Annotated in this window: 22 protein-coding genes, 3 tRNA genes and 2 pseudogenes; 22 read left to right on the forward strand and 5 right to left on the reverse strand. The window is 39.3% G+C overall.

Annotated features, from left to right (window positions below; genetic code table 11):
• Window positions 1-10 precede the first annotated feature (10 nt).
• The 3 genes from E4T82_RS06335 (at window position 11) to E4T82_RS06345 (ending at window position 5,218) form a co-directional block, all read left to right on the forward strand.
• A complete protein-coding gene (locus E4T82_RS06335; protein ID WP_135182018.1) occupies window positions 11-883 on the forward strand; it encodes a YitT family protein in 873 nt (290 codons plus the stop codon).
• Window positions 884-948: 65 nt separating this feature from the next.
• Window positions 949-2,571, forward strand: coding sequence for an ATP-binding cassette domain-containing protein (locus tag E4T82_RS06340; protein WP_135182019.1), 1,623 nt, complete (start codon window positions 949-951; stop codon window positions 2,569-2,571).
• Window positions 2,572-2,623: 52 nt separating this feature from the next.
• Window positions 2,624-5,218: a YfhO family protein gene (locus E4T82_RS06345; RefSeq protein WP_135182020.1), complete on the forward strand. Its 2,595-nt coding sequence runs from the start codon at window positions 2,624-2,626 to the stop codon at window positions 5,216-5,218.
• A 58-nt stretch (window positions 5,219-5,276) separates the two neighbouring features.
• Here the strand turns inward: E4T82_RS06345 and E4T82_RS06350 are convergent.
• Window positions 5,277-5,350, reverse strand: a tRNA-Asn gene (locus E4T82_RS06350).
• A 5-nt stretch (window positions 5,351-5,355) separates the two neighbouring features.
• Window positions 5,356-5,427: transfer RNA gene (locus E4T82_RS06355), tRNA-Glu, on the reverse strand.
• Between the two features lie 302 nt (window positions 5,428-5,729).
• Between E4T82_RS06355 and E4T82_RS06360 the strand changes: the two genes are divergently transcribed.
• Window positions 5,730-5,803, forward strand: a tRNA-Arg gene (locus tag E4T82_RS06360).
• Between the two features lie 18 nt (window positions 5,804-5,821).
• On the opposite strand, the gene E4T82_RS12960 is transcribed toward E4T82_RS06360, so the two are convergent.
• The 3 genes from E4T82_RS12960 to rlmH are packed head-to-tail and all read right to left on the reverse strand — an operon-like array spanning window position 5,822 to window position 6,998.
• Complete coding sequence (locus E4T82_RS12960) at window positions 5,822-6,196, reverse strand: DUF1275 family protein (protein WP_265588310.1); 375 nt, start codon at window positions 6,194-6,196, stop codon at window positions 5,822-5,824.
• Between the two features lie 7 nt (window positions 6,197-6,203).
• Window positions 6,204-6,494, reverse strand: a complete 291-nt coding sequence (locus E4T82_RS12965) for a DUF1275 family protein (RefSeq protein WP_265588311.1) — start codon at window positions 6,492-6,494, stop codon at window positions 6,204-6,206.
• A gap of 24 nt (window positions 6,495-6,518) precedes the next feature.
• Window positions 6,519-6,998, reverse strand: a complete 480-nt coding sequence (gene rlmH / locus E4T82_RS06370; protein WP_135182021.1) for a 23S rRNA (pseudouridine(1915)-N(3))-methyltransferase RlmH — start codon at window positions 6,996-6,998, stop codon at window positions 6,519-6,521.
• 174 nt (window positions 6,999-7,172) lie between these two features.
• Between rlmH and E4T82_RS06375 the strand changes: the two genes are divergently transcribed.
• The 18 genes and pseudogenes from E4T82_RS06375 to E4T82_RS06460 form a co-directional block, all read left to right on the forward strand.
• Complete coding sequence (locus E4T82_RS06375; protein WP_135182022.1) at window positions 7,173-8,372, forward strand: S1C family serine protease; 1,200 nt, start codon at window positions 7,173-7,175, stop codon at window positions 8,370-8,372.
• Between the two features lie 56 nt (window positions 8,373-8,428).
• Window positions 8,429-9,193 (forward strand): ParB/RepB/Spo0J family partition protein, encoded by a 765-nt coding sequence (locus E4T82_RS06380; RefSeq protein WP_135182023.1) that lies wholly within the window; start codon window positions 8,429-8,431, stop codon window positions 9,191-9,193.
• A 202-nt stretch (window positions 9,194-9,395) separates the two neighbouring features.
• Window positions 9,396-10,733, forward strand: coding sequence for a chromosomal replication initiator protein DnaA (gene dnaA / locus E4T82_RS06385; protein ID WP_135182024.1), 1,338 nt, complete (start codon window positions 9,396-9,398; stop codon window positions 10,731-10,733).
• 184 nt (window positions 10,734-10,917) lie between these two features.
• The gene (dnaN, locus tag E4T82_RS06390; RefSeq protein WP_075105097.1) at window positions 10,918-12,054 is read left to right on the forward strand and encodes a DNA polymerase III subunit beta; all 1,137 of its coding nucleotides are present in this window, start codon (window positions 10,918-10,920) and stop codon (window positions 12,052-12,054) included.
• 69 nt (window positions 12,055-12,123) lie between these two features.
• Entirely contained in the window at window positions 12,124-13,029 is a 906-nt protein-coding gene (locus E4T82_RS06395) for a diacylglycerol/lipid kinase family protein (RefSeq protein WP_135182025.1), read from the forward strand.
• Window positions 13,017-13,211: a DUF951 domain-containing protein gene (locus tag E4T82_RS06400; RefSeq protein ID WP_135182026.1), complete on the forward strand. Its 195-nt coding sequence runs from the start codon at window positions 13,017-13,019 to the stop codon at window positions 13,209-13,211. Before E4T82_RS06395 ends, E4T82_RS06400 begins: the two co-directional genes overlap by 13 nt.
• A gap of 137 nt (window positions 13,212-13,348) precedes the next feature.
• Window positions 13,349-13,716 (forward strand): annotated as a pseudogene (locus E4T82_RS06405) (helix-turn-helix domain-containing protein).
• 120 nt (window positions 13,717-13,836) lie between these two features.
• A complete protein-coding gene (ychF, locus tag E4T82_RS06410; protein ID WP_135182027.1) occupies window positions 13,837-14,952 on the forward strand; it encodes a redox-regulated ATPase YchF in 1,116 nt (371 codons plus the stop codon).
• A gap of 70 nt (window positions 14,953-15,022) precedes the next feature.
• Window positions 15,023-15,592 carry an aminoacyl-tRNA hydrolase gene (gene pth, locus E4T82_RS06415; protein WP_135182028.1) on the forward strand — a complete coding sequence of 190 codons (570 nt, stop codon included), beginning with the start codon at window positions 15,023-15,025 and terminating at the stop codon, window positions 15,590-15,592.
• Between the two features lies 1 nt (window position 15,593).
• A complete protein-coding gene (gene mfd / locus E4T82_RS06420; RefSeq protein ID WP_135182029.1) occupies window positions 15,594-19,088 on the forward strand; it encodes a transcription-repair coupling factor in 3,495 nt (1,164 codons plus the stop codon).
• Window positions 19,089-19,138: 50 nt separating this feature from the next.
• On the forward strand, window positions 19,139-19,429 hold the full coding sequence (locus tag E4T82_RS06425; RefSeq protein ID WP_135182030.1) for an RNA-binding S4 domain-containing protein: 291 nt from the start codon (window positions 19,139-19,141) through the stop codon (window positions 19,427-19,429).
• A complete protein-coding gene (locus tag E4T82_RS06430; RefSeq protein ID WP_135182031.1) occupies window positions 19,398-19,769 on the forward strand; it encodes an FtsB family cell division protein in 372 nt (123 codons plus the stop codon). The genes E4T82_RS06425 and E4T82_RS06430 overlap by 32 nt, the downstream gene beginning before the upstream one ends.
• Window positions 19,766-19,885 (forward strand): SP_0009 family protein, encoded by a 120-nt coding sequence (locus E4T82_RS06435; protein WP_135182032.1) that lies wholly within the window; start codon window positions 19,766-19,768, stop codon window positions 19,883-19,885. The genes E4T82_RS06430 and E4T82_RS06435 overlap by 4 nt, the downstream gene beginning before the upstream one ends.
• 13 nt (window positions 19,886-19,898) lie before the next feature.
• Complete coding sequence (locus E4T82_RS06440; protein ID WP_135182033.1) at window positions 19,899-21,179, forward strand: serine hydrolase; 1,281 nt, start codon at window positions 19,899-19,901, stop codon at window positions 21,177-21,179.
• Between the two features lie 2 nt (window positions 21,180-21,181).
• Window positions 21,182-22,450 carry a tRNA lysidine(34) synthetase TilS gene (gene tilS / locus E4T82_RS06445; protein ID WP_135182039.1) on the forward strand — a complete coding sequence of 423 codons (1,269 nt, stop codon included), beginning with the start codon at window positions 21,182-21,184 and terminating at the stop codon, window positions 22,448-22,450.
• A 6-nt stretch (window positions 22,451-22,456) separates the two neighbouring features.
• Entirely contained in the window at window positions 22,457-22,999 is a 543-nt protein-coding gene (hpt, locus tag E4T82_RS06450) for a hypoxanthine phosphoribosyltransferase (protein ID WP_135182040.1), read from the forward strand.
• A gap of 21 nt (window positions 23,000-23,020) precedes the next feature.
• The gene (ftsH, locus tag E4T82_RS06455; RefSeq protein WP_135182034.1) at window positions 23,021-24,994 is read left to right on the forward strand and encodes an ATP-dependent zinc metalloprotease FtsH; all 1,974 of its coding nucleotides are present in this window, start codon (window positions 23,021-23,023) and stop codon (window positions 24,992-24,994) included.
• A 175-nt stretch (window positions 24,995-25,169) separates the two neighbouring features.
• Window positions 25,170-25,771, forward strand: a pseudogene (locus E4T82_RS06460) (transposase); the annotation flags it as partial.
• Between the last annotated feature and the right edge of the window lie 161 nt (window positions 25,772-25,932).

Consider the following 25,932-nt stretch of genomic DNA (forward strand, 5'->3'; position numbering starts at 1 on the left):
GGATACCTATATGAAACAAAAACTAAAAGATTTTGCTCTCGTTACAATCGGAGCATTTATTTCTGCTGTTGCATTTAACAGTATGCTTGTTGAAAATCATATTGCTTCTGGAGGAGTTGGAGGGCTTGCGATTAGCATGAACGCCTTATTTGGTTGGAACACCTCTAACTTTGTGCTCTATGCCAACATTCCCCTTTTGCTCCTTTGTTTTTTCTGCTTGGGTAAGGAAGTCTTCATTAAAACTGTTTACGGCGCCTGGATTTACCCAATTTTTATCAAGTTGACAGCAGTTTTACCAACCTTGACACACAATACGCTTCTAGCAGCAATCTTTGGAGGTGCTATTCTTGGATTTGGTTTAGGACTTGTCTTCATCGGACATTCATCAACGGGTGGTACTGGTATCATTGTTCAGCTATTTGAAAAATACACACCCATTCCACTTGGGACCAGCATGGCGTTTGTAGACGGGATTGTCGTAGGGCTTGGATTTGTCGCCTTTGACGCAGACACAGTTATGTACTCCATCATTGCTTTACTCTCCATTACCTACCTTGTCAACCTCGTCATGGCAGGAGCGGACTCCTCAAGGAATATCATGATTATTTCGAGACACCATGCGAAAATCAAGGACTACATCACAAGGGTTGCTGACCGTGGTGTAACAGAACTTCCCATGATCGGTGGCTTTACAGGTCAGGAAAATCGCATGCTGATGACAACTGTTTCCCGTCTCGAATATCAAAAGTTAGAAACGAATATCCTTGCTATCGATGAAACAGCCTTTATTGTCGTCATGCCTGCCACCCAAGTAAGGGGAAGAGGCTTTAGTTTACAAAAGATACATCCAAATTTAGAGAAAGATATTCTCATTCCAATGTAGTTTCAATTGAAAAATCATCTTTTTTAGAGTAGAATAAGACTAATCATAGAAATAGGAGAATTGTATTGCTTACAGTATCAGATGTATCGCTTCGTTTTAGCGATCGAAAATTATTTGACGATGTCAACATTAAGTTTACAGCAGGGAACACCTACGGCTTGATTGGAGCCAATGGTGCCGGAAAATCAACCTTCCTGAAAATTTTAGCGGGTGATATTGAACCAACGACTGGTCATATTTCCCTTGGTCCAGATGAGCGCTTATCTGTTCTGCGCCAAAATCACTTTGACTACGAAGAAGAACGCGTGATTGATGTTGTTATCATGGGAAATGAACAACTTTACAGCATCATGAAAGAAAAAGACGCCATTTACATGAAGGAAGACTTTTCAGATGAAGACGGCGTTCGTGCAGCTGAACTTGAAGGGGAATTTGCGGAATTGGGTGGCTGGGAAGCAGAAAGTGAAGCCTCTCAACTCTTGCAAAATCTAAATATTGCAGAGGATCTTCACTACCAAAACATGAGCGAATTGACCAATGGGGAAAAGGTGAAAGTTCTCTTAGCCAAGGCTCTTTTTGGCAAACCAGATGTCTTGCTCCTAGACGAGCCGACCAACGGTCTTGATATTCAATCCATTAACTGGCTCGAAGACTTTTTGATTGACTTTGAAAATACAGTCATTGTCGTGTCCCACGACCGCCATTTTCTCAACAAAGTATGTACCCACATGGCTGACCTAGACTTTGGCAAAATCAAAATCTTTGTTGGAAACTATGACTTCTGGAAACAATCAAGCGAATTGGCTGCTAAATTGCAAGCTGACCGCAATGCCAAGGCAGAAGAAAAAATCAAGGAATTGCAAGAATTCGTTGCCCGCTTTTCTGCCAACGCTTCAAAATCTAAACAAGCGACTTCCCGTAAGAAGATGCTCGACAAGATTGAATTGGAAGAAATCATTCCCTCTAGCCGTAAATACCCATTTATCAATTTCAAGGCTGAGCGGGAAATCGGAAATGATTTAGTCACCGTTGAAAACTTGAAAGTAACCATTGACGGGGAAGTGATTTTGGACAATATCAGCTTTATTCTTCGTCCAGGTGACAAGACAGCCCTTATCGGTCAAAATGATATTCAGACAACAGCGCTGATTCGTGCCCTTATGGGAGATATCGAATACGAAGGAACTATCAAATGGGGTGTGACAACTAGTCAATCTTACCTACCGAAAGATAATAGTCGCGATTTTGCAAGTGATGAATCCATTCTCGACTGGCTCCGTCAGTTTGCAAGTAAGGAAGAAGATGACAATACTTTCTTGCGTGGATTCTTAGGACGTATGCTCTTTTCTGGTGACGAGGTGAACAAGCCTGTCAATGTCCTTTCAGGAGGAGAAAAGGTGCGCGTGATGCTTTCAAAACTCATGCTTCTCAAATCAAATGTCCTTGTACTCGATGACCCAACCAATCACTTAGACTTGGAATCTATCTCTAGCTTGAATGACGGACTGAAGGCCTTCAAGGAATCTATCATCTTTGCCAGCCACGACCATGAATTCATTCAAACCCTCGCCAATCATATTATTGTTATCTCAAAAAATGGGGTCATTGACCGTATCGATGAAACCTACGATGAATTCTTGGAAAATCAAGAAGTACAAGCAAAAGTAAAAGAACTTTGGAAAGATTAAAAGAAAAAGGCGATCTGATTCGCCTTTTCTTGCAAATAGAAAAATAAGCATTATGTTCAAAAAACACTCAAAATACCTATTTTTAGCCGCCTCTTTCCTACTACCTATCCTTATCATCGCTAGTATCTTAGCCATAAAAGGAATTTGGTGGGGAAGTGAGACCACGATTTTAGCAAGCGATGCCTTCCACCAGTATGTCATTTTTAACCAAGTATTGCGAAATACTTTACACGGCGACGGCTCCTTATTCTATACCTTTACGAGTGGATTAGGCTTAAATTTTTATGCCTTATCTTCTTATTATTTGGGCTCTATCTTATCTCCCTTGACCTACTTTTTTAATTTAAAAAGCATGCCAGATGCCCTCTATCTCTTTACACTTCTGAAATTTGGCTTGACAGGACTGTCAACTTACCTTAGTCTCTCTACTATCTATAAAAAATTGCAGCCTGTACTAGCTCTACTATTAGCCACTTCTTTTTCCTTGATGAGTTTTTCGACCAGCCAACTGGAAATCAACACTTGGTTGGATACCTTTATTCTGGTGCCACTTATCCTCCTTGGACTACACCGGATTATCGAAAAAAAAGGAAGGGTACTCTACTTCGTCAGTCTGACTTTTTTGTTTATTCAAAATTATTATTTTGGATATATGATGGCCTTGTTTTTAGCCCTTTGGTTTCTTGTCCAGGTATCTTGGAATTTTAAGGAAAGAATCAGATCTTTTGTTGACTTTACAGTTGTGTCACTATTAGCAGGGCTCTCCAGCATGATTATGCTCCTACCGACCTATCTAGATTTAAAAATACATGGGGAAAGGTTGACAAAGATTGTCAACTTACAGACAGAAAACTCTTGGTATTTGGATATTTTTGCTAAAAATTTAGTTGGAAGCTATGATACAACGAAGTTTGGTGCTATTCCTATGATTTATGTAGGAATTTTTCCCCTACTCTTTACCCTTATTTTCTTCACTATAAAATCGATTAAATGGCAAGTGAAAGTCAGCTATGGTGTTCTACTTGCCTTCATCGTTGCTAGTTTTTATCTCCAGCCACTTGATCTTTTTTGGCAGGGAATGCACGCACCCAACATGTTTCTACACCGCTATGCCTGGATTTTCCCATTAGTCATCATTTACATGGCTGCAGAGACATTGACACGATTGAGAGCTATTCGTTTCCGTAACTATCTCCCTCCTATTCTCTTCTTACTGGGTGGATTTGGAGCAACATTTTTTGCCTTCAATCATTATGAATTTCTGACACCTATCCATTTTTTACTATCCTTTGAATTTTTAATAGCCTACGGAATTCTTCTATTTGCCATCAGTAAAAAGCGAATAAATCTAAAGGTATTTTCATGTGTCAGCCTATTGTTCGTCCTCTTTGAACTTGGATTGAATACCAACTTTCTAGTTGACGGTTTGTCTGCTGAATGGCACTTCCCAAGTCGTGAGAGTTACGAGCGCAACTTGACAGATATTGACAACATTGTAAAGTATGCAAAATCTACCAATGAAACATTTTATCGAACTGAGCGAAACTTTCCTCAAACAGGAAATGATGGCATGAAATACAATTACAATGGTATCTCTCAATTTTCTTCCATTCGGAATCGCGCTTCAAGCTCCACTTTAGATAAATTAGGTTTTCGTTCTGACGGTACAAATTTGAATTTACGCTATCAAAATAATACCATTCTGGCAGATAGTCTCTTTGCTGTCCAGTATAATTTAGTAGAAGGTGACCTGTCTAAATTCGGATTTTCTCCAATCCATTCAAGTGGCTCTTATTATCTCTATGAAAATGCCTATTCCCTTCCCTTAGCAGTATTAACAAGTAAGGTTTACAAAGATGTAAACTTCTCTAATCTGACACTTGATAATCAAACCCATTTCCTAAACCAGTTAGCTGGGCTTGATTTACAGTATTACTACAGCTTAGAACCTTCCAATATTGAGAATGGATCTGAATTAACGAATCGTGTAACTGTTTCTAAAACGGAAGAAGATGAGACACCTCGCATTCGGTATTCACTACTGGTCCCTGCTCATACACAATTATATGTCAACATTCCAAATATCAATTTTACAAGTGATACTAGTAAGAACGTGCAGTTTACTGTCAATAATGTCACGAAAAACTTTACCCTTGATAATACCTTCTCACTTTTTGATGCAGGAAATTTTGAAGATGAACAAGTTGTGACCTTAACAATGAGCTTCCCTAATAATTCCCAAGTCTCATTTGATAAACCGCAATTTTATCGACTGGATACAGTTGCTTATCAAGTAGCCATGGATAAACTAAGGAGTCAAGAAGTACAGGTAAAAACAAAAGGAAACAAGATTACTGTCGACTATACATCTGATACGGATGCTTCATTGCTGCTAACTCTCCCCTATGACAAGGGCTGGTCTGCCAGCCAAGATGGCAAGGCTTTACCGATTACAAAAGCGCAGAATGGCTTCATAAAAGTAGATGTCACAAAAGGCAGTGGAAGAATTGTACTCTCCTTTATTCCACAAGGATTTGTGATTGGGATTTCTTGTTTTGGAATAGGAATCTTACTCTTTAGTTTCTACAACAGGATGCGCACCAAAAAGCGAATAAGTATCATAACAAGTAAAAAGGCGGTGGAATAATTCCCCGCTTTTTTACATAATAAAAAAATCCCCTAAAACAATCAGGGAATCACTCTTACTCCGCCAGTAGGACTCGAACCTACGACATCATGATTAACAGTCATGCGCTACTACCAACTGAGCTATGGCGGATAAAATAGTCCGTACGGGATTCGAACCCGTGTTACCGCCGTGAAAAGGCGGTGTCTTAACCCCTTGACCAACGGACCATTCAAGCACTATCTAGTATAATATAGACCTTATCTCTTTGTCAAGCTATTTTTTTGCTTTTTCACGATAAAGAGGCTGAGACAAAAGTCCAACCCTAAATATAAAAAGCGAACAAAACTAGTTTTCTACCTCTCCGAATTCTGTTTTATTCGCTTTTTGTATCTAATGTATCAATTTGAAGATTTGATCATAGAGAATCTCAAAAATCAAAATCTTTTTTGTTCCGCCTCTTTGTCGTGTTGCTTTTTTCTATATCTTGACATTCTGTCTTGTTTACGATAAAATAAGATGGTTACTGAGCGGTTCCATAGCTCAGCTGGATAGAGCATTCGCCTTCTAAGCGAACGGTCGCAGGTTCGAATCCTGCTGGAATCATCTGATAAAGCCTAGCTTCTATGCTAGGCTTTTTTCTCTCCATAATTCATAATTAACATATAAGGCCGGAATGAGGACATACGCCAATGAATACTCTAAGAATCTAAACGAGAGAAGCGTTGAAACAATTACACCAACGCTAAAACTAGCTAAAATCAGAATCGTTTCCTGTCCCCTTTTACGAAGAACCTTATCATTTTCTCTCCAACCTTTAAAGCATAGGTAGGCTGCATTTTTTAAATTTCCAGTCATCATGACATTGGCATAGGGAGCACCTCGTAGTTTCTGAAAGGTTCCAATTTGAATAGAGGCTACAAAAGCTAGGGTCGCCATGGTTAAAAATGGACCTACAAAAGGAGAAATCACAATTGCCAGAATGATGAAAGCAGTCATCAACAAGCTACTGCAAAAATGCCATATCCACCGATTTTTTTTTCAATTTCCGCTTCAAGAGATAGACAATAAATTGTCCCAATACAAAGAAAAAAATAGGGTTTAGAAAGCTAAATACCTGTGATATTTCACCTTTTGCTAAGTAATAAGATAACATGATAATATTACCTGATTGAATCCCTGCAAATCGACCTCCCTGAGTAACATAGGTAAAAGCGTTTAGATAACCGCTGATAAAAGTCAAAGCCGTTGCAATTCGTAACCCTTCAAATACTTGATATTCCTTGTTTATTGACATATTACTCCTACGTTTCACGTGAAACTATTTATGGTAAGGACTTCCTTGTTGAATCATAAAGGATCGATAGATTTGCTCAACCAAAACCAAACGCATCAATTGGTGGGGGAGGGTAAGGAGTCCAAAACTCATCAAAAGATTGGCTCGTTTTTTTACCATCTCATGCAAGCCTAAACTACCACCAATGACAAAGCCAATATCAGAATAGCCCTTGACCATGGTATCTGACACTAACTGACTGAAATCCTCTGAGGCAAATTGCCGCCCTTCAATCGCTAAAGCAATCACATATTCACGTTCGTTGATTTTTGCTAAAATGCGTTCAGATTCTTTTTTTAAAATAGCCTCATTTTCAGCTAGACTGGCCTTATCAGGTGTCTTTTCATCAGCTAATTCAATCATTTCGATTTTTGCAAAACGACTCAAGCGTTTGACGTATTCAGCAATCCCATCCTTGAGGTATTTTTCCTTTAATTTTCCAACTGTGATAATTTTTATTTTCATACTATTATTGTATCATATTCACTCTAAATGTAACTGGGAAATGTTTAGTAATAGCCTGCTTTAACAGTTTTTTTCTAAGTTATCCACAACCTGTGGATTGCTTTTTTCTGGTTTTAAGTTATAATTAAGAAAATAAGGTTACGATAAACCAAAATGTCGGAGGAAAACATCTGTATGAAAAAAATCATAAAATATCTACTCATACTTGTACTTGGATTTGCTGGAGGATTATCAGGAGCCTTAGCCGCTACCGTATTTCAAACAACCAAGCAACCAGCAAAAGTTGTTGAAACCAAAAAGGATAATGAGCAAACCACGGTTAGCAAGGTACAGTACAATAATGAAAATTCCACAACAACAGCGGTTGAGAAGGCTCAAAATGCAGTAGTATCTGTTATTAACTATCAAACACCACGTGATAATAGTTATCGTTCTATTTTGGAAGAACAGGGCAATTCAGATGATTTAGCCGTTGCTGGAGAAGGTTCTGGAGTTATTTACAAAAAAACAGACAAATTTGCCTATCTTGTCACCAATACGCACGTCATTGCAGGAGCTGAAAAAATCGATATCCAACTGGCTTCAGGTGAAAAAGTAGAAGGAGAGTTGATTGGATCAGATACTTACGCAGATATTGCCGTAATTAAAATCGCAGCTGATAAGGTAAAGACAGTCGCAGAATTTGCAGACTCAGATAAGATTAAAGTCGGAGAAACAGCCATTGCCATTGGTAGTCCGCTCGGCAGTATCTACGCCAATACTGTGACCCAAGGAATCGTTTCTAGTCTCAGCCGTACAGTTACTTCAAAAGCAGAAGACGGTCAGACTATTTCAACCAATGCCATTCAAACCGATACAGCCATCAATCCTGGTAATTCAGGTGGGCCTCTTATCAATATCCAGGGACAGGTCATTGGAATCACTTCGAGTAAAATTACCTCTAGTTCCAATTCAACATCAGGAGTGGCGGTAGAGGGAATGGGATTTGCTATTCCAGCAAACGATGCGGTCAATATCATCAATCAACTAGAGAAAAATGGGAAAGTTATCCGTCCAGCGCTAGGAATTAAAATGGCTAATTTAAGCAATCTTTCGACTACACAACGCCAAAAAGCAGGTATTGAAGATGATGGCTTAAAAGCTGGTATCGTCGTTCTTTCTACTCAAAAAGGCCTACCAGCAGACGGTCAATTAGAGCAGTACGACGTCATTACCAAGATTGACGGTGAAACGGTTGAAAGCATCAGCGACCTGCAAAGTGCCCTGTATAAACATACCGTTAGTGACACCATTTCCATTACCTATTCTCGCCACGGAAAAGAAAACACAATTAACATCAAGTTGACCAATTCAACAGAAGACCTTTCAAACTAGATAATGACTCACTTTACGTCATTGTAAAGTGAGCTTTTTTTTGCTAAGATGGACGTATGGAAGAACTACGTTATATTGCAATCACTGACATCAGCCCTAATCCTTATCAACCACGGATTCATTTTGATCAAGAAAAGTTAGAAGAACTGGCCCTATCGATTAAAGAAAATGGTTTAATTCAGCCCTTGATTGTCCGAAAATCAGCCATTATTGGCTACGAATTACTAGCAGGAGAGAGGAGACTTCGAGCCAGCCAATTGGCAGGTTTGACTTCTATTCCTGTGGTCATCAAAGACTTGTCTGATGATGACTTGCTCTCTCAAGCTATTATTGAAAATCTGCAACGATCTGACCTTAATCCGATTGAAGAAGCGACATCTTATCAGCGCTTGATTGAAAAAGGCTTGACCCACGATGAAATTGCACAAATCATGGGCAAATCACGACCTTATATCACAAATATTCTGCGCCTATTGCAGCTATCCGCTCCCTTGATTCAAGCAGTGGAAGAAGGAAGACTATCACAAGGACACGCTAGACTCCTAATTCCTTATCAGGCAAAAGAGCAAGAGCAGTGGCTCCATACTATTCTTGAAAAAGAACTGAGTGTCCGCGCTTTAGAAGCAGCCCTATCCACCAAAAAAACAAAAACAATTCAACCTAGCAAAAATCTCTTTGTCAAAGAAGCAGAAGAAAATCTCCAGCAACTATTGGGAACAGTTGTTGATATTCAACAGAAAAAAAATGGCAGTGGCACCCTATCCATTTCTTTTAAAAATGCTGAAGAATTCGAACGAATTATCCACACCATTATAAACTAGTGTGGAAACAATTAATTGATGAACAGAGTTATTCACACTAAAAACTTATACAATCCTTTAGAAAAACAAGCAATTTCCCATATTATACACAACTTGTGGAAAACTATTATAAACCGTGTGGAAAAAGAATAAAGTTGTGGAAAACTTTATTCTTTTATGATACACTAGTAAGACCAAATCAAATAGAAAGAGAGGGGGAAAAGTGGACCAGAAGCAAACATTTTGGAGCAGGGTTCTTCAGCTGGCTAAAGCCAAGCTCAACCAAGGAGCCTACGATTTTTACGTTGAAAATGCCCAATTACTAGATATCGCTTCAAACCGAGCACAGATATTCTTAGACAGCCCTTATAAACAGCTCTTTTGGGATCAAAATTTAAAAGATATTCTCATCACTGCGGGATTCGAAATCTTTGATAGCCAAATTGCTATTGACTATCAATTTACCACAGATACCCCTGAACAAGCTATAGTCAGTAAGCCAGTAGCGCAACTGCAAGAAGAACAATCTCCTCACCCAGATATCAAACCTCAGTATACCTTTGCAAATTTTGTCCAAGGAATTAATAATCAGATGGCAAAGGCTGGGGCTTTAGGGGTTGCTGATAATCCAGGAATTTACTATAATCCTCTATTTATCTATGGGGGACCTGGTTTAGGAAAGACCCATCTCTTAAATGCAATTGGAAATAAGGCTTTAGAAAATAATCCAAATGCCCGTATCAAGTATGTTTCAACAGAAACCTTTATCAATGACTTTCTAGATCATCTTCGCTTAAATAAGATGGAACAATTCAAAGAAATCTATCGGAATTTAGATTTTCTACTCATTGATGATATTCAATTTTTACGAAACAAGGCCTCTACTCAGGAAGAATTTTTCCATACTTTTAATGCACTTTACGATAAAAATAAGCAAATCGTCTTAACCAGTGACCGTAATCCTGACTATTTGGATAATCTGGAAGAACGGATTGTAACGCGCTTTAAATGGGGATTAACAACGGATATTACACCGCCAGATTTAGAAACGCGTATCGCCATTTTGCGCAATAAATGTGAAGAATATCCTTATGACTTTACAGACGATACTCTCTCTTATCTAGCAGGGCAGTTTGATTCCAATGTCCGCGACCTAGAAGGCGCCTTAAAAGATATTCATCTATTAGCTAGTGTGAAACATCTGACTGAAATTACCGTTGATGTCGCAGCAGAAGCTATTCGAGCTCGAAAACAGACAAACCCTATCAATACGGTTATTGCGATTGAGACCATTCAGCATGAAGTAGGAGAATTTTACGGGGTTAGCCTCAAAGAAATCAAAGGGGCAAAACGTGTTCAAAATATTGTCCATGCTAGACAGGTGGCTATGTATCTTGCACGTGAAATGACCGACAATTCTCTCCCAAAAATCGGGAAAGAATTTGGCAATCGCGACCATACAACTGTCATGCACGCGCATAATAAAATCAAAAATATGCTCTCAGACGATGAAAATCTCGAAATTGAACTAACCACTATCAAAAACAAAATTCGAAACTGATACTCTATATCAGAATTTGATTTTTGACGAGTATGAGGATAACTTGTGAGAAACATCCACAGTTTTCCACAAGCTATGCACATCGTGTTTTTCAAAGAAACACGCGCTATCAGGCTGTTTTCCACAGAATACACAGAGCCTATTATTACTACTAATCTTATAATATATAAATAAAGGAGAATCCATGATTCAATTTTCTATCAATAAAACTGTATTTTTACAAGCTCTTACCATTACCAAGCGGGCAATCAGTAGTAAAAATGCTATTCCTATCTTATCAACTGTAAAAATGGAAGTCTCTACTGAAGGTATTACCTTGACTGGATCAAATGGTCAAATTTCAATTGAAAACTTCATTGCAACTCAAGATGAAAATGCTGGTTTGTTGATTTCTTCGCCAGGTTCTATCCTATTAGAAGCTTCTTTCTTTATCAACGTTGTTTCAAGCCTACCTGATATTGTCTTAGATGTCCGTGAAATTGAGCAGCAACAAATCGTTTTAACCAGTGGTAAATCAGAAATTACCTTGAAAGGAAAAGAGGCAGAACAATATCCTCGCTTGCAGGAAGTGTCAACTGCTGAACCGCTTATTCTCAAAACCAGCGTCTTGAAAGAGACCATTAACGAGACAGCCTTTGCAGCTTCAACCCAAGAAAGCCGTCCAATCTTGACAGGTGTTCACTTTGTTCTTACAGAAAATAAGTACTTGAAAACAGTTGCGACAGACTCTCATCGGATGAGCCAACGTAAATTAACCTTGGATAAATCTGGGGATAACTTCAATGTGGTCATTCCGAGCCGTTCTCTACGTGAATTTGTCACTGTTTTCACAGATGATATTGAGACGGTAGAAGTGTTCTTCTCAAACAACCAAATGCTCTTTAGAAGCGAGCATATCAGTTTCTATACTCGTTTGCTTGAAGGAACCTATCCTGATACTGACCGTTTGATTCCGACAGAATTTAATACAACAGCTATTTTTGATACTGCAAAACTCCGTCAAGCTATGGAGCGGGCTCGTTTGCTATCAAATGCCACTCAAAATGGTACCGTAAAACTGGAAATTACAGGCGGTCAAGTGTCAGCTCACGTGTATTCACCAGAAGTTGGTCGGGTAAACGAAGAATTAGATACGTTAGAAGTGACAGGAGAGGACTTGGTCATCAGCTTTAATCCAACCTATCTGATTGATGCCCTAAAAGCAGCTAATAGTGAACAAATCAAGATCAGCTTTATTTCACCAGTCCGTCCCTTTACCCTTGTTCCAAATACAGAAGAAATTGATTTTATCCAACTGATCACACCAGTCCGTACAAATTAGTTTTTATGAAAGAGGTCATTTGACCTCTTTTTATGTTATACTAGGGTAAAAATGAAAACGACGAGAGATATGATTGTATATATTTTAGCCAATCCTAGGGCAGGAAATGGAAAGGCTGTTACTATCATCAGAGACATTCAAGCAGCTTATCCACAGGTCGAGATAAGATCTTACCTGACGATTAGTAAAAACGACGAATATGCGCAAGTAGAAGCGATTTTATCAGTGTTTCGGAAGGAGAGTGACCGGTTCTTAATTCTGGGTGGAGATGGGACCTTGTCCAAAGTCCTTTCCATTTGGCCTAAAGATATCCCCTTTGCCTATTATCCAACTGGATCAGGAAATGATTTTGCGCGTGCGATAGGGATTACCTCCTGGCAACAGGTAATGAACAATTTATTGGAGACCCGACCGGTCCCAATCTGTCTGTTGACCATTCCCAGCGGTGTTGTGGTCAATAGTCTTGATATTGGTTATCCAGCGCGTGTTATTGCCCATTCGGAGAAATCAGCAATCAAAAAATGGTTTAACCGCCTAAAAATTGGCAAGCTGACCTACATCTTTTTTGGGATTCTTGGTTTACTCGACTCTGCTCAGTTATCGGTTCTTATCGAAACCAATCATCAAGTTATGAAGCTAGAGCATCTCTTTTTTCTGTCCATTGCCAACAATACCTATTTTGGCGGTGGCATTATGATTTGGCCAGAAGCCCATATAACTGCGTCTCAGATAGATCTGGTCTATGTATCAGCCCATTCTCTTAGCCAGCGCATCAGGGCGCTGTTAGATTTGCTTTTAAAACGTCATAAGACCTCTTCTGTCCTGCACCATGTGACAGCAGAAAGAGTGCGCCTGTGTCTACCAGATGAAATGGTTGCTCAGGTAGACGGAGAATTGCAGACGATAGATGATTGGACCATTACCTGTCAAACACGCTACTATTACCTTGGAGAGGAGCGCCGATGTACGAATTAGGAAGTATCGTTGAGATGAAAAAGCCCCATGCTTGTGTCATTAAGTCAACTGGTAAAAAGGCAAATGCTTGGGAAGTCCTGCGCCTAGGTGCAGATATTAAAATTCGCTGCACCAATTGCGATCATCTGGTTATGATGAGTCGCCACGATTTTGAGTACAAGATGAAGAAGATTCTTCACTAGTCGCACCCTTTCAATCAGCCTTGTATCAAGCCCTACAGCCCTTTGTGCAACGGTGAGTTGCCCCTAAAAGTGCTTGTTTTTTCCCCTTACTTGTCCTATACTCATCTTACGAAAATCTAAAAAAGAGGTGCAACAACATGACCATTTTTGCAGAACAGCTAAAAAAATTTCGAGTTAACAAAGTCTTGTCACAAGAGGGCTTGCTCAAAAACTGTTCATCTCGCGTCAGTCAATTTCCAAATGGGAAAATGGTGATGCGACACCAGACTTGGATAATCTTATTCAATTAGCTGAATACCTAAAAGTTAGTTTGGATGAGCTGGTACTTGGTAAACCAGAGGAAGTCCGTATTGAACGAGTAGTTGAGAAGTCGGAGCGTCCTATGAATGTCTGGGAGTTTCTGGATAAAAATTCTGAGATGAGCAAACGCGACTTTCTGTTTATTCTTGTATTTTTTATCCTATTTTTTGGAGGATTTGCTGTCGTACATTATTTTTCAAAATAGTGCTACAGGAGTATTTCATTCATTTCATTTTCGTATGATTCAGCTTGCTATTTAGCAAGCTTTTTTCAAACTTTTCTGCTATAATAGGTGTGATTGAAATTTTTGAATGGAGAATATGAAATGGCTTTAACAGCAGGTATCGTTGGGTTGCCAAACGTTGGAAAATCAACCCTATTTAATGCGATTACAAAAGCAGGAGCAGAGGCAGCAAATTACCCCTTTGCGACCATTGACCCCAATGTTGGCATGGTGGAAGTGCCAGATGAGCGTTTGCAAAAATTAACGGAGTTGATTAAGCCTAAAAAGACAGTTCCTACGACATTTGAATTTACAGATATTGCAGGAATTGTCAAAGGTGCTTCTAAAGGTGAAGGTCTGGGAAATAAATTCTTGGCCAATATCCGTGAAGTAGATGCGATTGTTCATGTTGTCCGTGCCTTTGATGATGAAAATGTCATGCGGGAACAAGGGCGTGAGTCAGCCTTTGTGGATCCTATGGCGGATATTGAAACCATTAACTTAGAATTGATTTTAGCTGACTTGGAGAGTGTTAACAAGCGCTATGCGCGTGTTGAGAAAATGGCCCGCACCCAAAAAGACAAGGATTCGGTTGCAGAATTTGCTGTCTTACAAAAAATCAAACCTGTCTTAGAGGACGGTAAGTCAGCTCGTACGATTGATTTTACAGAAGAAGAGCAAAGCGTGGTGAAAGGTCTCTTCCTCCTTACGACAAAACCTGTTCTTTACGTTGCGAATGTCAGCGAAGATGAGGTAGCAGATCCAGACAACAGTGCTTATGTGAAGCAAATCCGTGACTTTGCAGCAACAGAAAATGCAGAAGTGGTTGTGATTTCAGCGCGTGCAGAAGAAGAAATTTCTGAACTGGATGAAGCAGATAAGGCTGAATTTTTAGAAGCCATGGGCTTAACAGAGTCAGGTGTTGACAAGTTAACACGGGCTGCCTATCATTTGCTGGGGCTAGGAACTTACTTTACAGCTGGTGAAAAAGAGGTGCGGGCTTGGACCTTTAAACGCGGAATTAAAGCACCACAAGCAGCTGGTATCATTCACTCAGACTTTGAAAAGGGATTTATCCGCGCTGTGACCATGTCCTACGATGATTTGATGACCTATGGTAGTGAAAAAGCCGTCAAAGAAGCAGGACGCCTGCGTGAGGAAGGAAAAGAGTACATCGTCCAAGACGGCGATATTATGGAATTCCGCTTTAATGTATAAAGTATGTCGAGAATAGTCTAAAGGTTGGAAACGATTTTCCAACCGTTTTAGTGTTTTAAAAGGAGATATCATGACAAAATTGATTGTGGGTCTAGGAAATCCTGGGGATCGCTATGAAGATACCAAGCACAATGTTGGCTTTATGTTCATCGATCGCATCGCTAAAAAAGCAAATCTGTCCTTTAACCATGATAAGATTTTTCAGGCAGACACTGCCTCAACCTTCATAGATGGTGAAAAGGTCTATCTGGTTAAGCCAACGACCTTTATGAATGAATCAGGAAAGGCTGTTCATGCTTTATTGACTTACTATGGACTGGATAAAGAAGATTTAGTTGTGATTTATGATGACTTGGATATGACGGTTGGGAAAGTACGCTTTCGTCAAAAAGGTTCTGCAGGCGGTCACAATGGAATCAAGAGTATCATCAAACATCTTGGCAGTCAGGAATTTGATCGTATTAAAATTGGGATTGGTCGCCCTAAAAATGGTATGACAGTTGTTCAGCATGTCCTGTCACACTTTGAGACAGATGACCGCATTCAGATTGAATTGACCTTAGACAAACTTGACGATTTTGTAAACTTTTATTTACAGGAAAATGACGTTGAAAAAATCATGAGAAAGTATAATAACTAAGATGAATATTATTGAATTAGTCAATCGGAGTACACAGATTAACAAGTGGCAGGCTGGTTTAAGCAAATCGACTCGTCAGCTGATGATGGGATTATCAGGCACCATGAAGGCCCTTGTCATGGCCTCAGCATTTGATGTTCTAGATGAGAAGTGTTTGATTGTGACACCGACTCAGAATGAGGCTGAAAAATTAACCCAAGAACTGACGGGGATTTTAGGGAGCGATTATGTTTACAACTTCTTTACAGATGACAATCCTGTAGCAGAATTTGTTTTTACTTCAAATGACCGTACTCAATCTCGATTGGAAAGTTTAAACTTTTTGTTAGATAAAAAGAAATCTGGAATCCTTGTTGCTAGTATGGCTGCTTGTAGAGTTTTATTGCCAAGTCCAGATACTTATCAAAATGCCATGATGCAGTTTACAGTGGGGGAAGAATTTGAAGTTGGCAATCTTGTAAAGAGCTTACAAGCAGTTGGCTATAAAAAAGTTTCTCGTGTGTTAAGTCCTGGAGAATTTAGCCAACGGGGAGATATTCTGGATATTTTTGAAATTAGCAGTGAAAATCCTTATCGGTTGGAATTCTTTGGCGATGAGATTGACGGTATTCGCCAGTTTGATAGTGACAGCCAATTGTCCATTGAAAATGTTGAGAGTATTTTGATAGGAGCTGCTTCTGATATGATTTTCTACTCAGAAGACTTTTTACGTGTGGAACAAATATTGACAGAAAGTTTACAAAAATTACAACAACCAGAGCACATTTCCTATATTGAGGAAGTGCTGGCAGATGTAAAACAGTCCTATCGTCATCCTGATATCCGCAAGTTTCTTTCCTATTTTTATGAAAAAGAATGGACCTTGCTAGATTATCTTCCAGCTCATACGCCCGTATTTTTTGATGATTTTCATAAAATTGTTGACCGTCATGCCCAGTTTGATAAAGAAGTTGCTGAATTATTGACACAGGATTTACAACATTATAAATCGATGTCAACTTTAAATTATTTTGCTTCAGCCTATCAATCATTTAGAGCTTATAAGCCTGCTACTTATTTTTCAATCTTTCAAAAAGGACTAGGTAATCTGAAATTCGGTGCCATGTACCAGTTCAATCAGCATTCTATGCAGGAATTTTTCAACCAAATTCCCTTATTGCAAGATGAAGTACGCCACTATGCCAAATCGAACTATACAGTTATCATTCAGGCTGAATCACCATCCTCTTTACAACGTTTACAGAAGACTTTACAGGAATATGACATCGAGCTACCTTTTTGTGCACCAAATCAGCTCCAAATCGGTCAGCAGCAACTAACGATTGGCCAATTATCTGCTGGATTTCATTTCTTAGATGAAAAAATTGCCCTGATTACAGAGCATGAAATTTTCCATAAAAAGATTAAACGGAAAGCCCGACGCAAAAACATTTCAAATGCGGAGCGTTTAAAAGATTATAGTGAGCTGGCTGTCGGAGATTATGTGGTTCACCATGTTCACGGTGTGGGTCAATACCTCGGAATTGAAACGATTAAAGTATCAGGAATTCATCGGGATTATCTGAGCATTCAATATCAGAATAATGACCGTATCTCTCTGCCTGTCGAGCAAATTGATGTCCTGTCAAAATACCTTGCTTCAGACGGTAAAACACCAAAACTCAACAAGTTAAATGACGGTCGTTTCCAGCGGACCAAGCAAAAAGTAGTCAAGCAGGTCGAAGATATTGCAGATAATCTGATTCGTCTCTATGCCGAACGCAGTCAACTAGAGGGCTTTGCCTTTTCACTAGACGACGCCAATCAAGCAGAATTTGACCAACATTTTGCCTATGTTGAAACAGAAGATCAGCTCCGCTCTATCAAAGAAATCAAAAAAGACATGGAAAAGTCGTCTCCAATGGACCGTTTATTGGTCGGCGATGTAGGCTTTGGTAAGACAGAAGTTGCCATGCGCGCAGCTTTTAAGGCTGTCAATGATGGTAAGCAAGTGGCGATTTTAGTGCCGACAACTGTCTTGGCCCAGCAGCATTTTACCAATTTCCAAAGTCGTTTTGCAGAATTTCCTGTCAATGTCGATGTTATAAGCCGGTTTAAGACCAAGGTAGAGCAAGAAACGACGCTCGAAAAACTCAAAAAAGGTCAGGTGGATATTATTATCGGTACCCACCGTTTGCTCTCAAAAGATGTGGAATTTGCCGACTTGGGACTTTTGGTGATTGACGAGGAACAGCGCTTTGGAGTGAAACATAAGGAACGCTTGAAGGAGTTGAAGACCAAGATTGATGTGCTGACTTTGACGGCAACACCGATTCCACGGACCTTGCAGATGTCTATGTTAGGGATTCGTGATTTGTCAGTTATTGAGACACCTCCGACCAATCGTTACCCTGTTCAAACATATGTGCTAGAGACCAATCCCTCAATTATTCGTGATGCCATTTTACGAGAAATGGATAGGGGTGGTCAGGTTTACTACCTTTACAATAAAGTTGACACAATCGAACAAAAAGTATCTGAAATACGAGAATTAGTACCTGAAGCAGAGGTTGGCTACGTCCATGGTCAAATGTCAGAAATCCAATTAGAAAATACACTTCTAGCATTTATTGAGGGGGAATATGATATCTTAGTGACAACGACGATTATTGAAACAGGAGTCGATATTCCAAATGCCAACACTCTTTTTATCGAAAATGCAGACCACATGGGGCTGTCAACCCTCTATCAACTAAGAGGTCGTGTTGGTCGCTCCAATCGTATTGCCTATGCCTATTTGATGTATAGACCAGACAAAAATCTGACAGAGGTTGCTGAAAAGCGTCTTGAAGCCATTAAAGGTTTTACAGAACTAGGTTCCGGCTTTAAAATTGCTATGCAGGATTTATCCATTCGAGGGGCTGGAAATATTTTGGGAGCAGCCCAGAGTGGCTTTATTGATTCAGTCGGCTATGAATTATATTCACAATTACTAGAAAATGCCATTCTTGAAAAGCAAGGCAAGCAGGTTAAACGGGAAAAAAGCAATACTGAAATCAATCTCTTTATTGATGCGTATTTGCCAAGTGAATACATCTCTGACCAACGTCAAAAAATTGAGATTTATAAGCGGATTAAGCAGATTGAAACTCGGGTAGATTATGAAGAATTACAAAATGAGTTAATGGATCGCTTTGGAGAATACCCAGATGTGGTGGCTTATCTTCTTGAAATTGGTCTTTTGAAATCCTCTTTTGATCAAATATTTGCACGGAAAGTAGAACGAAATCAAGATCAGCTTGTGGTCAGCTTTGAAGAACTATCAGGTCAAATCTTCCTGATGCAAGATTACTTTGAGGCTTTGTCTGTGATAGATTTAAAAGCCCGTATTTCGGAAAATAAGGGACGTGTGGAGTTAGTCTTTAATATTGCTAAGAAAAAAGACTATGAAATCCTCGAAGAACTCCTGTATTTTGCTGAAAAAATGGTTGAAATTAAGGCACGAAAGGTTCTATAAAGTTTTAAAACGAATCAAAAAGTGATACAATAAAGAAATGAGGTGAAAATATGAGACTAGATAAGTATTTAAAAGTTTCCCGTATTATCAAACGTCGCACAGTTGCAAAAGAGGTAGCGGATAAGGGAAGAATCAAGGTCAATGGTATTTTGGCCAAATCATCGACTGATTTGAAAGAAAATGACCAGATTGAAATCCGTTTTGGCAACAAGTTGCTGGTTGTCAAAGTGCTGGAAATGAAAGATAGTACGAAGAAAGAAGATGCGCTCAAGATGTATGAAATCATTAGTGAAATAAGGATTGAAGCAGATGAAAAAATCGAACATTCTCCAAATCAATAACCAATACATTCAAGAAGAACTACAAAAAAGCCAAGCTTATCGGCAGGAAAAAAAGCAGAAGAATCGCTTTATGGGTTCCATCTTGATTCTAGTTGTCTTTCTCTTCGTCTTGCCGACCTACAATTTGGTTGCTAGTTACGAAAATTTACAAAAGCGTGAGGTCCAATTGAATGATTTGCAAAAGCGTTATAAAGACTTAGAAAAGCAGCAAAAAATTGAGACTTCCTTAGTGAAAAAACTAGAAGATGAAGAATATGTGACCAAGTATATTCGAGCAAAACTTCAATATTCAAAAGATGGGGAATTTATTTATAACATTCCAGGATTATTACCACGATGACAGAAACGATTGTAGAAATTCTAGAAAAATTCTTGGCCTATTCTGATGAAAAATTAGAGGAATTGGCTGAGAAAAATCAAGCCTTAAAAATTGAGGAAAAGGATACTAAAAATTAGGAAAGGAGGGACCATGAAAAAACAGTTATTATGGCTTATTAGTCCAGTCTTATTCGCAGCGACACCCGTTGGAAGTACCGAAATTCCATTTGAATTATCCAATCAGATGAATTATCAGTTGAACTACAAAGAGTATAGTACTGATTTTCAAAGTGTTCCAGCCAATCCCAATGTCTTTGAAGAAGTTGACAGCTACCTTGACAAAGAGTTGACAACTCTTTACAAAAAAATCAAACCCAATCAATCCTTTTCAATCATTGGTGTCGATAGTAATAGCCAAAACCAGCTAGTCTTCCAATTAAAGGATAAGAGTTATGTAGTGGCTGATCAGACCCGTATCTATGATGATATTATCCTATCGCAAAAGGTTGTTGCAGAAAAAGCCTGGCTCAAGAAAGATTTTACCCTCTACTCTAGTCCTATCGCTAATCAAGCGAAAAAAATAGATATTGGTGTTAAGCCCTACAAAGAAGTGACGGTATCAGAAATTGTTGAAACTCATAGAGGTTTCTTTGCAAAAGTAAACTCTAAAGCGTGGGTAAATGTGTCTGATTTATCTGGAACAGATAACCGTATAGATGCTGTTCAGGAGTTACTTACGACAAAATATCATTCTAAGAATATAGCTGTCTATGTCAAGAAGTTGTCAACTGGGGAGACAGCAGGTGTCAATCAAGACAAGATGATGTATGCAGCAAGTGTGACCAAACTCCCTGCCTTATACTATGTTCAAGAAAATATCAATCAGAAAAAAATAAAATTGACAGATGGTGTAAAGTATGTCAAGGAAACAGAAGATTTTGATGGTGCCTATGAACCAGAAGGAAGTGGCTCAATCCCTAAGATACCTGATAATCAGGACTACAATATTGATGACTTGATTAGTCGAACCGCAAAGGAATCAGATAATGTGGCTAGTAATCTCCTTGGCTACTATGCAGCTGATAAATTCGATAAGCGTTTCTATCAAGAAACGACTAGAATTGCAGGTCAAAAATGGGACATGGTCTCGCGCATGGCATCAGCTGAAATGGCAGGATTGATGATGGAAGCAATCTATCATCAGAATGGTTATGTTCTAGAAAGTCTGTCTACTACTAACTTTGACGATCAACGGATTGCGAGAGATATCGATGTCAAAGTCGCCCACAAAATTGGAGACGCCTATGACTTGAAGCATGACGTAGCGATTGTCTATGCCAAAGAACCATTTGTTCTCTCGATTTTTACAGATCAGATGACGTATGATGATATTTCACAGATTGCAAATGATGTATACGGGATTTTAAAATGATCATGGAAGAAAAATTTTTAAAAGTGACACAAGAAGGTCACTTTTTTGATAAGCATGAGGCTGTTCTTATCGCAGTTTCAGGTGGAAAAGATTCAATGAATTTGCTTCATCTTCTTTATAAATATAGAGCTGTTCTTGGTATCCGAATTGGGATTGCTCATGTCAATCATCAGCAACGACCAGAAGCATTGGAGGAAGAAGCCTATCTTAAAGAATGGGCTCAACAACAGGGGATTCCCTTTTATGTTTCCTATTTTGAAGGAACGTTCTCTGAAGAAGCAGCTCGCACCATGCGCTATGATTTTTTTGTAGAAGTGATGAAACAGCATGATTATACAGCTCTTGTCACGGCTCATCACGCTGATGATCAGGCAGAGACGATTTTCATGCGTTTGATTCGAGGCAGTCGTTTAGCTCACCTTTCTGGTATGAGAGTTGTTCAACCTTTTGCAAGTGGAGAGTTGATTCGTCCCTTGTTGGCTTTTCGTAAGAGCGAATTGATGAATGTGCCTCACTTTGAAGATGAGAGTAACTATTCTTCGCTTTATTTCAGAAATCGCATTCGTAATGACTATCTTCCTCTATTACTTAATGAAAATCCCCAGTTTACATCTGCTTTATTGCATGTAGGAAAAGAGTCGGAGTTGTTGCATCAGGCTTTTAGGGAATTGATCTGTCATATTGATGTGACAAATTTGCAGGATTTTCAAGCGCAAACGCCTGCTGTTCGTTATTTTTTACTGCAACACTATCTGGAAGAATTTCCAGAACTTCAGTTGACACGAGCTCAATTTGACCAAGTGTTAAATATCCTTGAAAAAAGGGCCAATTACCAGCACCATTTAAAAGGTGACTATTACCTTATCAAAGATTATCAGCGCTTTGCTATTACAAAAATCCAACCTAAGACGGATAGGCAAGAGGAAGAATACGTGATAGAATCAGAAGGTGTTTTTCAGCATGGGTCGTTTATTTTTTCATTAAATGAGCCATTTGAGCAACCAGATCAGATTCTTTATCTTCAAGTTCATCAACCGATTCTCCTACGAGGGAGAAAGGCTGGTGATCGTATTTTGCTTCATTCGATTCATAAAAAAATTCACCGTTATTTTATTGACCAAAAAATCCCTCAAAAGTTGCGGGATACGGCTATCGTGATTGAACAAGAAGGAAAAATTTACGGAATCGCAAATATGGTTGCCAGTGATTTGAGTAAATCAGCAAAAAATGATATAATCAAAGCGGTCTTATATATAAAAATGAAAGAGTGAATGGAAATGTTGGAAAAAGACATCAAAAAAATCCTTATTTCAGAAGAGGAGATTGTTGCAAAAAGCAAGGAATTGGGGAAGATTTTAACAGAAGATTATGCTGGAAAAAATCCCCTCTTGGTTGGTATTTTAAAGGGTTCTATTCCATTTATGGCGGAACTCGTCAAACATATCGACACTCATATCGAAATGGACTTTATGGTGGTTTCTAGCTACCATGGTGCTACTGAAAGTAGCGGTACTGTCAAGATTATCAAGGATCTGGATACAGATGTTGCGGGGCGTGATATCCTCTTTATCGAAGATATTATTGATACAGGGCGTACATTAAAAGAAGTGAAGGAGTTGTTTGCTCTACGCCAAGCAGCTTCTATTAAAATTGTAACCCTCCTTGATAAACCAGAGGGCCGTGTCGTGGAGATTGAACCAGATTATACTTGCTTTACAATTCCAAATGAATTTGTTGTAGGATTTGGTCTAGATTATGATGAAAACTACCGCAATATTCCTTACGTAGGAGTATTGAAAGAGGCAGTTTATTCGAATTAGAAAAAGGTTACTATAGTATTTATGAACAATCAAAACAATAAAGGATTTATCCGAAATCCTTTTCTCCTTATTTTAATTATTGCTACTTTAGTTACGGCGTATCAATTTTTTAAAGCAGGTAGCCAAGTTTCAACTCATGAAATCAGCTACTCACAAGTTGTAAAAGAATTAAAAGACGGTAACGTGACAGATGTCACTTACCAACCAAATGGTAGTGTTGTTGAAATTTCCGGAACCTATAAAAATAAAAAAGTAGCAGATAGCAAGGCTGCAGAATCGATTAAATTATTCCAAGTTTCAGATAAGACGAGTTATCAAAAATTTACATCGACTATGTTGCCAGCTGATTCAGCACTAGCTGATTTGCAGGCACTGGCGAAAGAAAACGATGTAAAAGTGACCGTCAAGCCAGAAAGTTCCAATAGCCTGTGGCTCAATATTCTGATTAACATTTTTCCACTCGTGATTTTTGGTATTTTCTTCGTCATGATGATGAACCAAGGTGGTGGTGCCCGCGGTGCTATGAACTTTGGCCGGAATAAAGCCAAGGCACTAGAAAAAAGCAACGTGAAAGTTCGCTTTTCTGATGTAGCGGGTGCTGAGGAAGAAAAACAAGAATTAGTTGAAGTTGTTGAATTTCTTAAAGATCCAAAACGCTTCACTAAATTAGGCGCACGCATTCCTGCAGGTGTCCTGCTCGAAGGGCCTCCGGGAACAGGGAAGACTCTCCTTGCCAAGGCAGTGGCTGGAGAAGCAAGAGTACCATTCTTTAGCATTTCTGGTTCGGATTTCGTCGAAATGTTTGTCGGAGTTGGTGCTAGCCGTGTCCGCTCTCTCTTTGAAGATGCTAAAAAAGCAGCACCAGCAATTATTTTCATCGATGAAATTGATGCTGTTGGTCGCCAACGTGGTGTTGGCATGGGTGGCGGAAACGATGAACGTGAGCAAACCCTCAACCAATTATTGATTGAGATGGATGGTTTTGCTGGAAACGAAGGTATTATTGTAATTGCTGCAACGAACCGTAGTGATGTATTGGATCCAGCCCTTCTTCGTCCAGGACGTTTTGACCGCAAAGTCTTAGTTGGCCGACCAGATGTAAAAGGTCGCGAAGCTATTTTGAAAGTTCATGCTAAAAATAAACCGTTGGCGGATGATGTTGATTTGAAATTAGTTGCGCAGCAAACACCAGGCTTTGTTGGTGCGGATCTAGAAAATGTCTTGAATGAGGCAGCTCTTGTGGCAGCTCGTCAGAACAAAGTAGCGATTGATGCTTCTGATATTGATGAAGCAGAAGATCGTGTCATTGCGGGTCCGTCTAAGAAAGATCGTCAGATTTCAAAACGTGAACGGGAAATGGTGGCCTATCATGAAGCAGGGCATACTATCGTAGGACTTGTTCTTTCAAATGCACGTGAGGTTCATAAAGTAACCATTGTTCCTCGTGGTCGTGCAGGTGGCTATATGATTGCGTTGCCAAAAGAAGATCAAATGCTTCTATCTAAGGAAGATATGAAAGAGCAGTTGGCAGGACTTATGGGTGGTCGCGTGGCAGAAGAAATTATTTTCAATGCTCAAACGACTGGAGCTGCTAATGACTTTGAACAAGCAACTCAGATGGCACGGGCGATGGTTGCGGAATATGGAATGAGTGACAAGATGGGACCAATGCAGTATGAAGGAAATCATGCAATGTTTGGTGGCTATACTACTCAGAAACATATTTCAGAGCAAACTGCTTATGAATTGGATAATGAAGTTCGCAATTTATTGAATGAGGCGCGTGATAGAGCGGCTGAAATCATCCAATCAAATCGCGAAACGCATAAACTGATTGCAGAAGCCCTGTTGAAATATGAAACATTGGACAGCGTTCAAATCAAATCACTCTATGAAACAGGACAGATGCCAACAGATTCTGAACACCATGATGAGGAAGATGTTCATCCACTTTCATATGATGAAATTAAAGAAAAAATGCAAGATGAGAAGTAGATTTACTTCTCATTTTTTGATAGGTAGATGCTTAAGGCAAAAGTTTTAATTTTCCCCCGCGTTGTAAAATGAAGTGCCACAAGAAAGACATGTTCGTCTGATATACTGGAATTCCCCAACTCAGTATAGAAAGCAGATGAACATGTCCAAGTATCGTTCTATCAAAAAATAAACCTATTCACACCTATCAGCCTCTGAACGCAGAGAAATCAGTGCCTATCTCAAGATGGGAAAGAAAACAGCTGAGATTGCTCGTCTGATTGGTCATCATCGCTCGACCATCAGTCGTGAACTTAAGCGAGGAACGGTGACACAAGTTCAAGATAAAGATAAAATGGAAAACGGACCTATTATACGACTTATTTCGCAGATAGTGTTCAACGTGGTTATGAGACCAACCGTCGCAAAAGTGTCTATCATAAACTGAACGACTGCTCTGGGTTCTTCTTCAAGGAACTTGAGAAAGCCCTATAAACGAAACCTCGCTACCGCAGCGTTTCAAACTTACCGAGAAGAACATCTACTGGAAGTCATCCCTTCAACCAGGAAAGTGTATGGTTATACCAAAGCTGGGCTATTGGCGCTTAAACCGATTGAGTTACCTAAGATGGTGAGCATCAGGAAACGCTCTAAAGCAAGCTCTAAAACCGCAAAGAAGATTCTAGGAAAGTCCATTGAAGAACGTCGAGAAACCATTACGAAACGTTCTGAGTTTGGGCATTGGAGATTGATTTAATTCTCGGTAAAAAACCAAAGGTGAGGCTGTTGCACTTGACTCGGCAACTGGCGAGCAAGAAAAAACACGAAAAAAATCCCGCGTTGTAAAATAAAGTGCAACAGAAAAGACATGTTCATCTGATATACTAGAATTCCCCAACTCAGTATAGAAAGACGATGAACATGTCCCACACTCATTCTACCAAAAAATCTCGTTATTC

Source organism: Streptococcus cuniculi (assembly GCF_004570575.1).
Lineage (GTDB): Bacteria > Bacillota > Bacilli > Lactobacillales > Streptococcaceae > Streptococcus > Streptococcus cuniculi_A.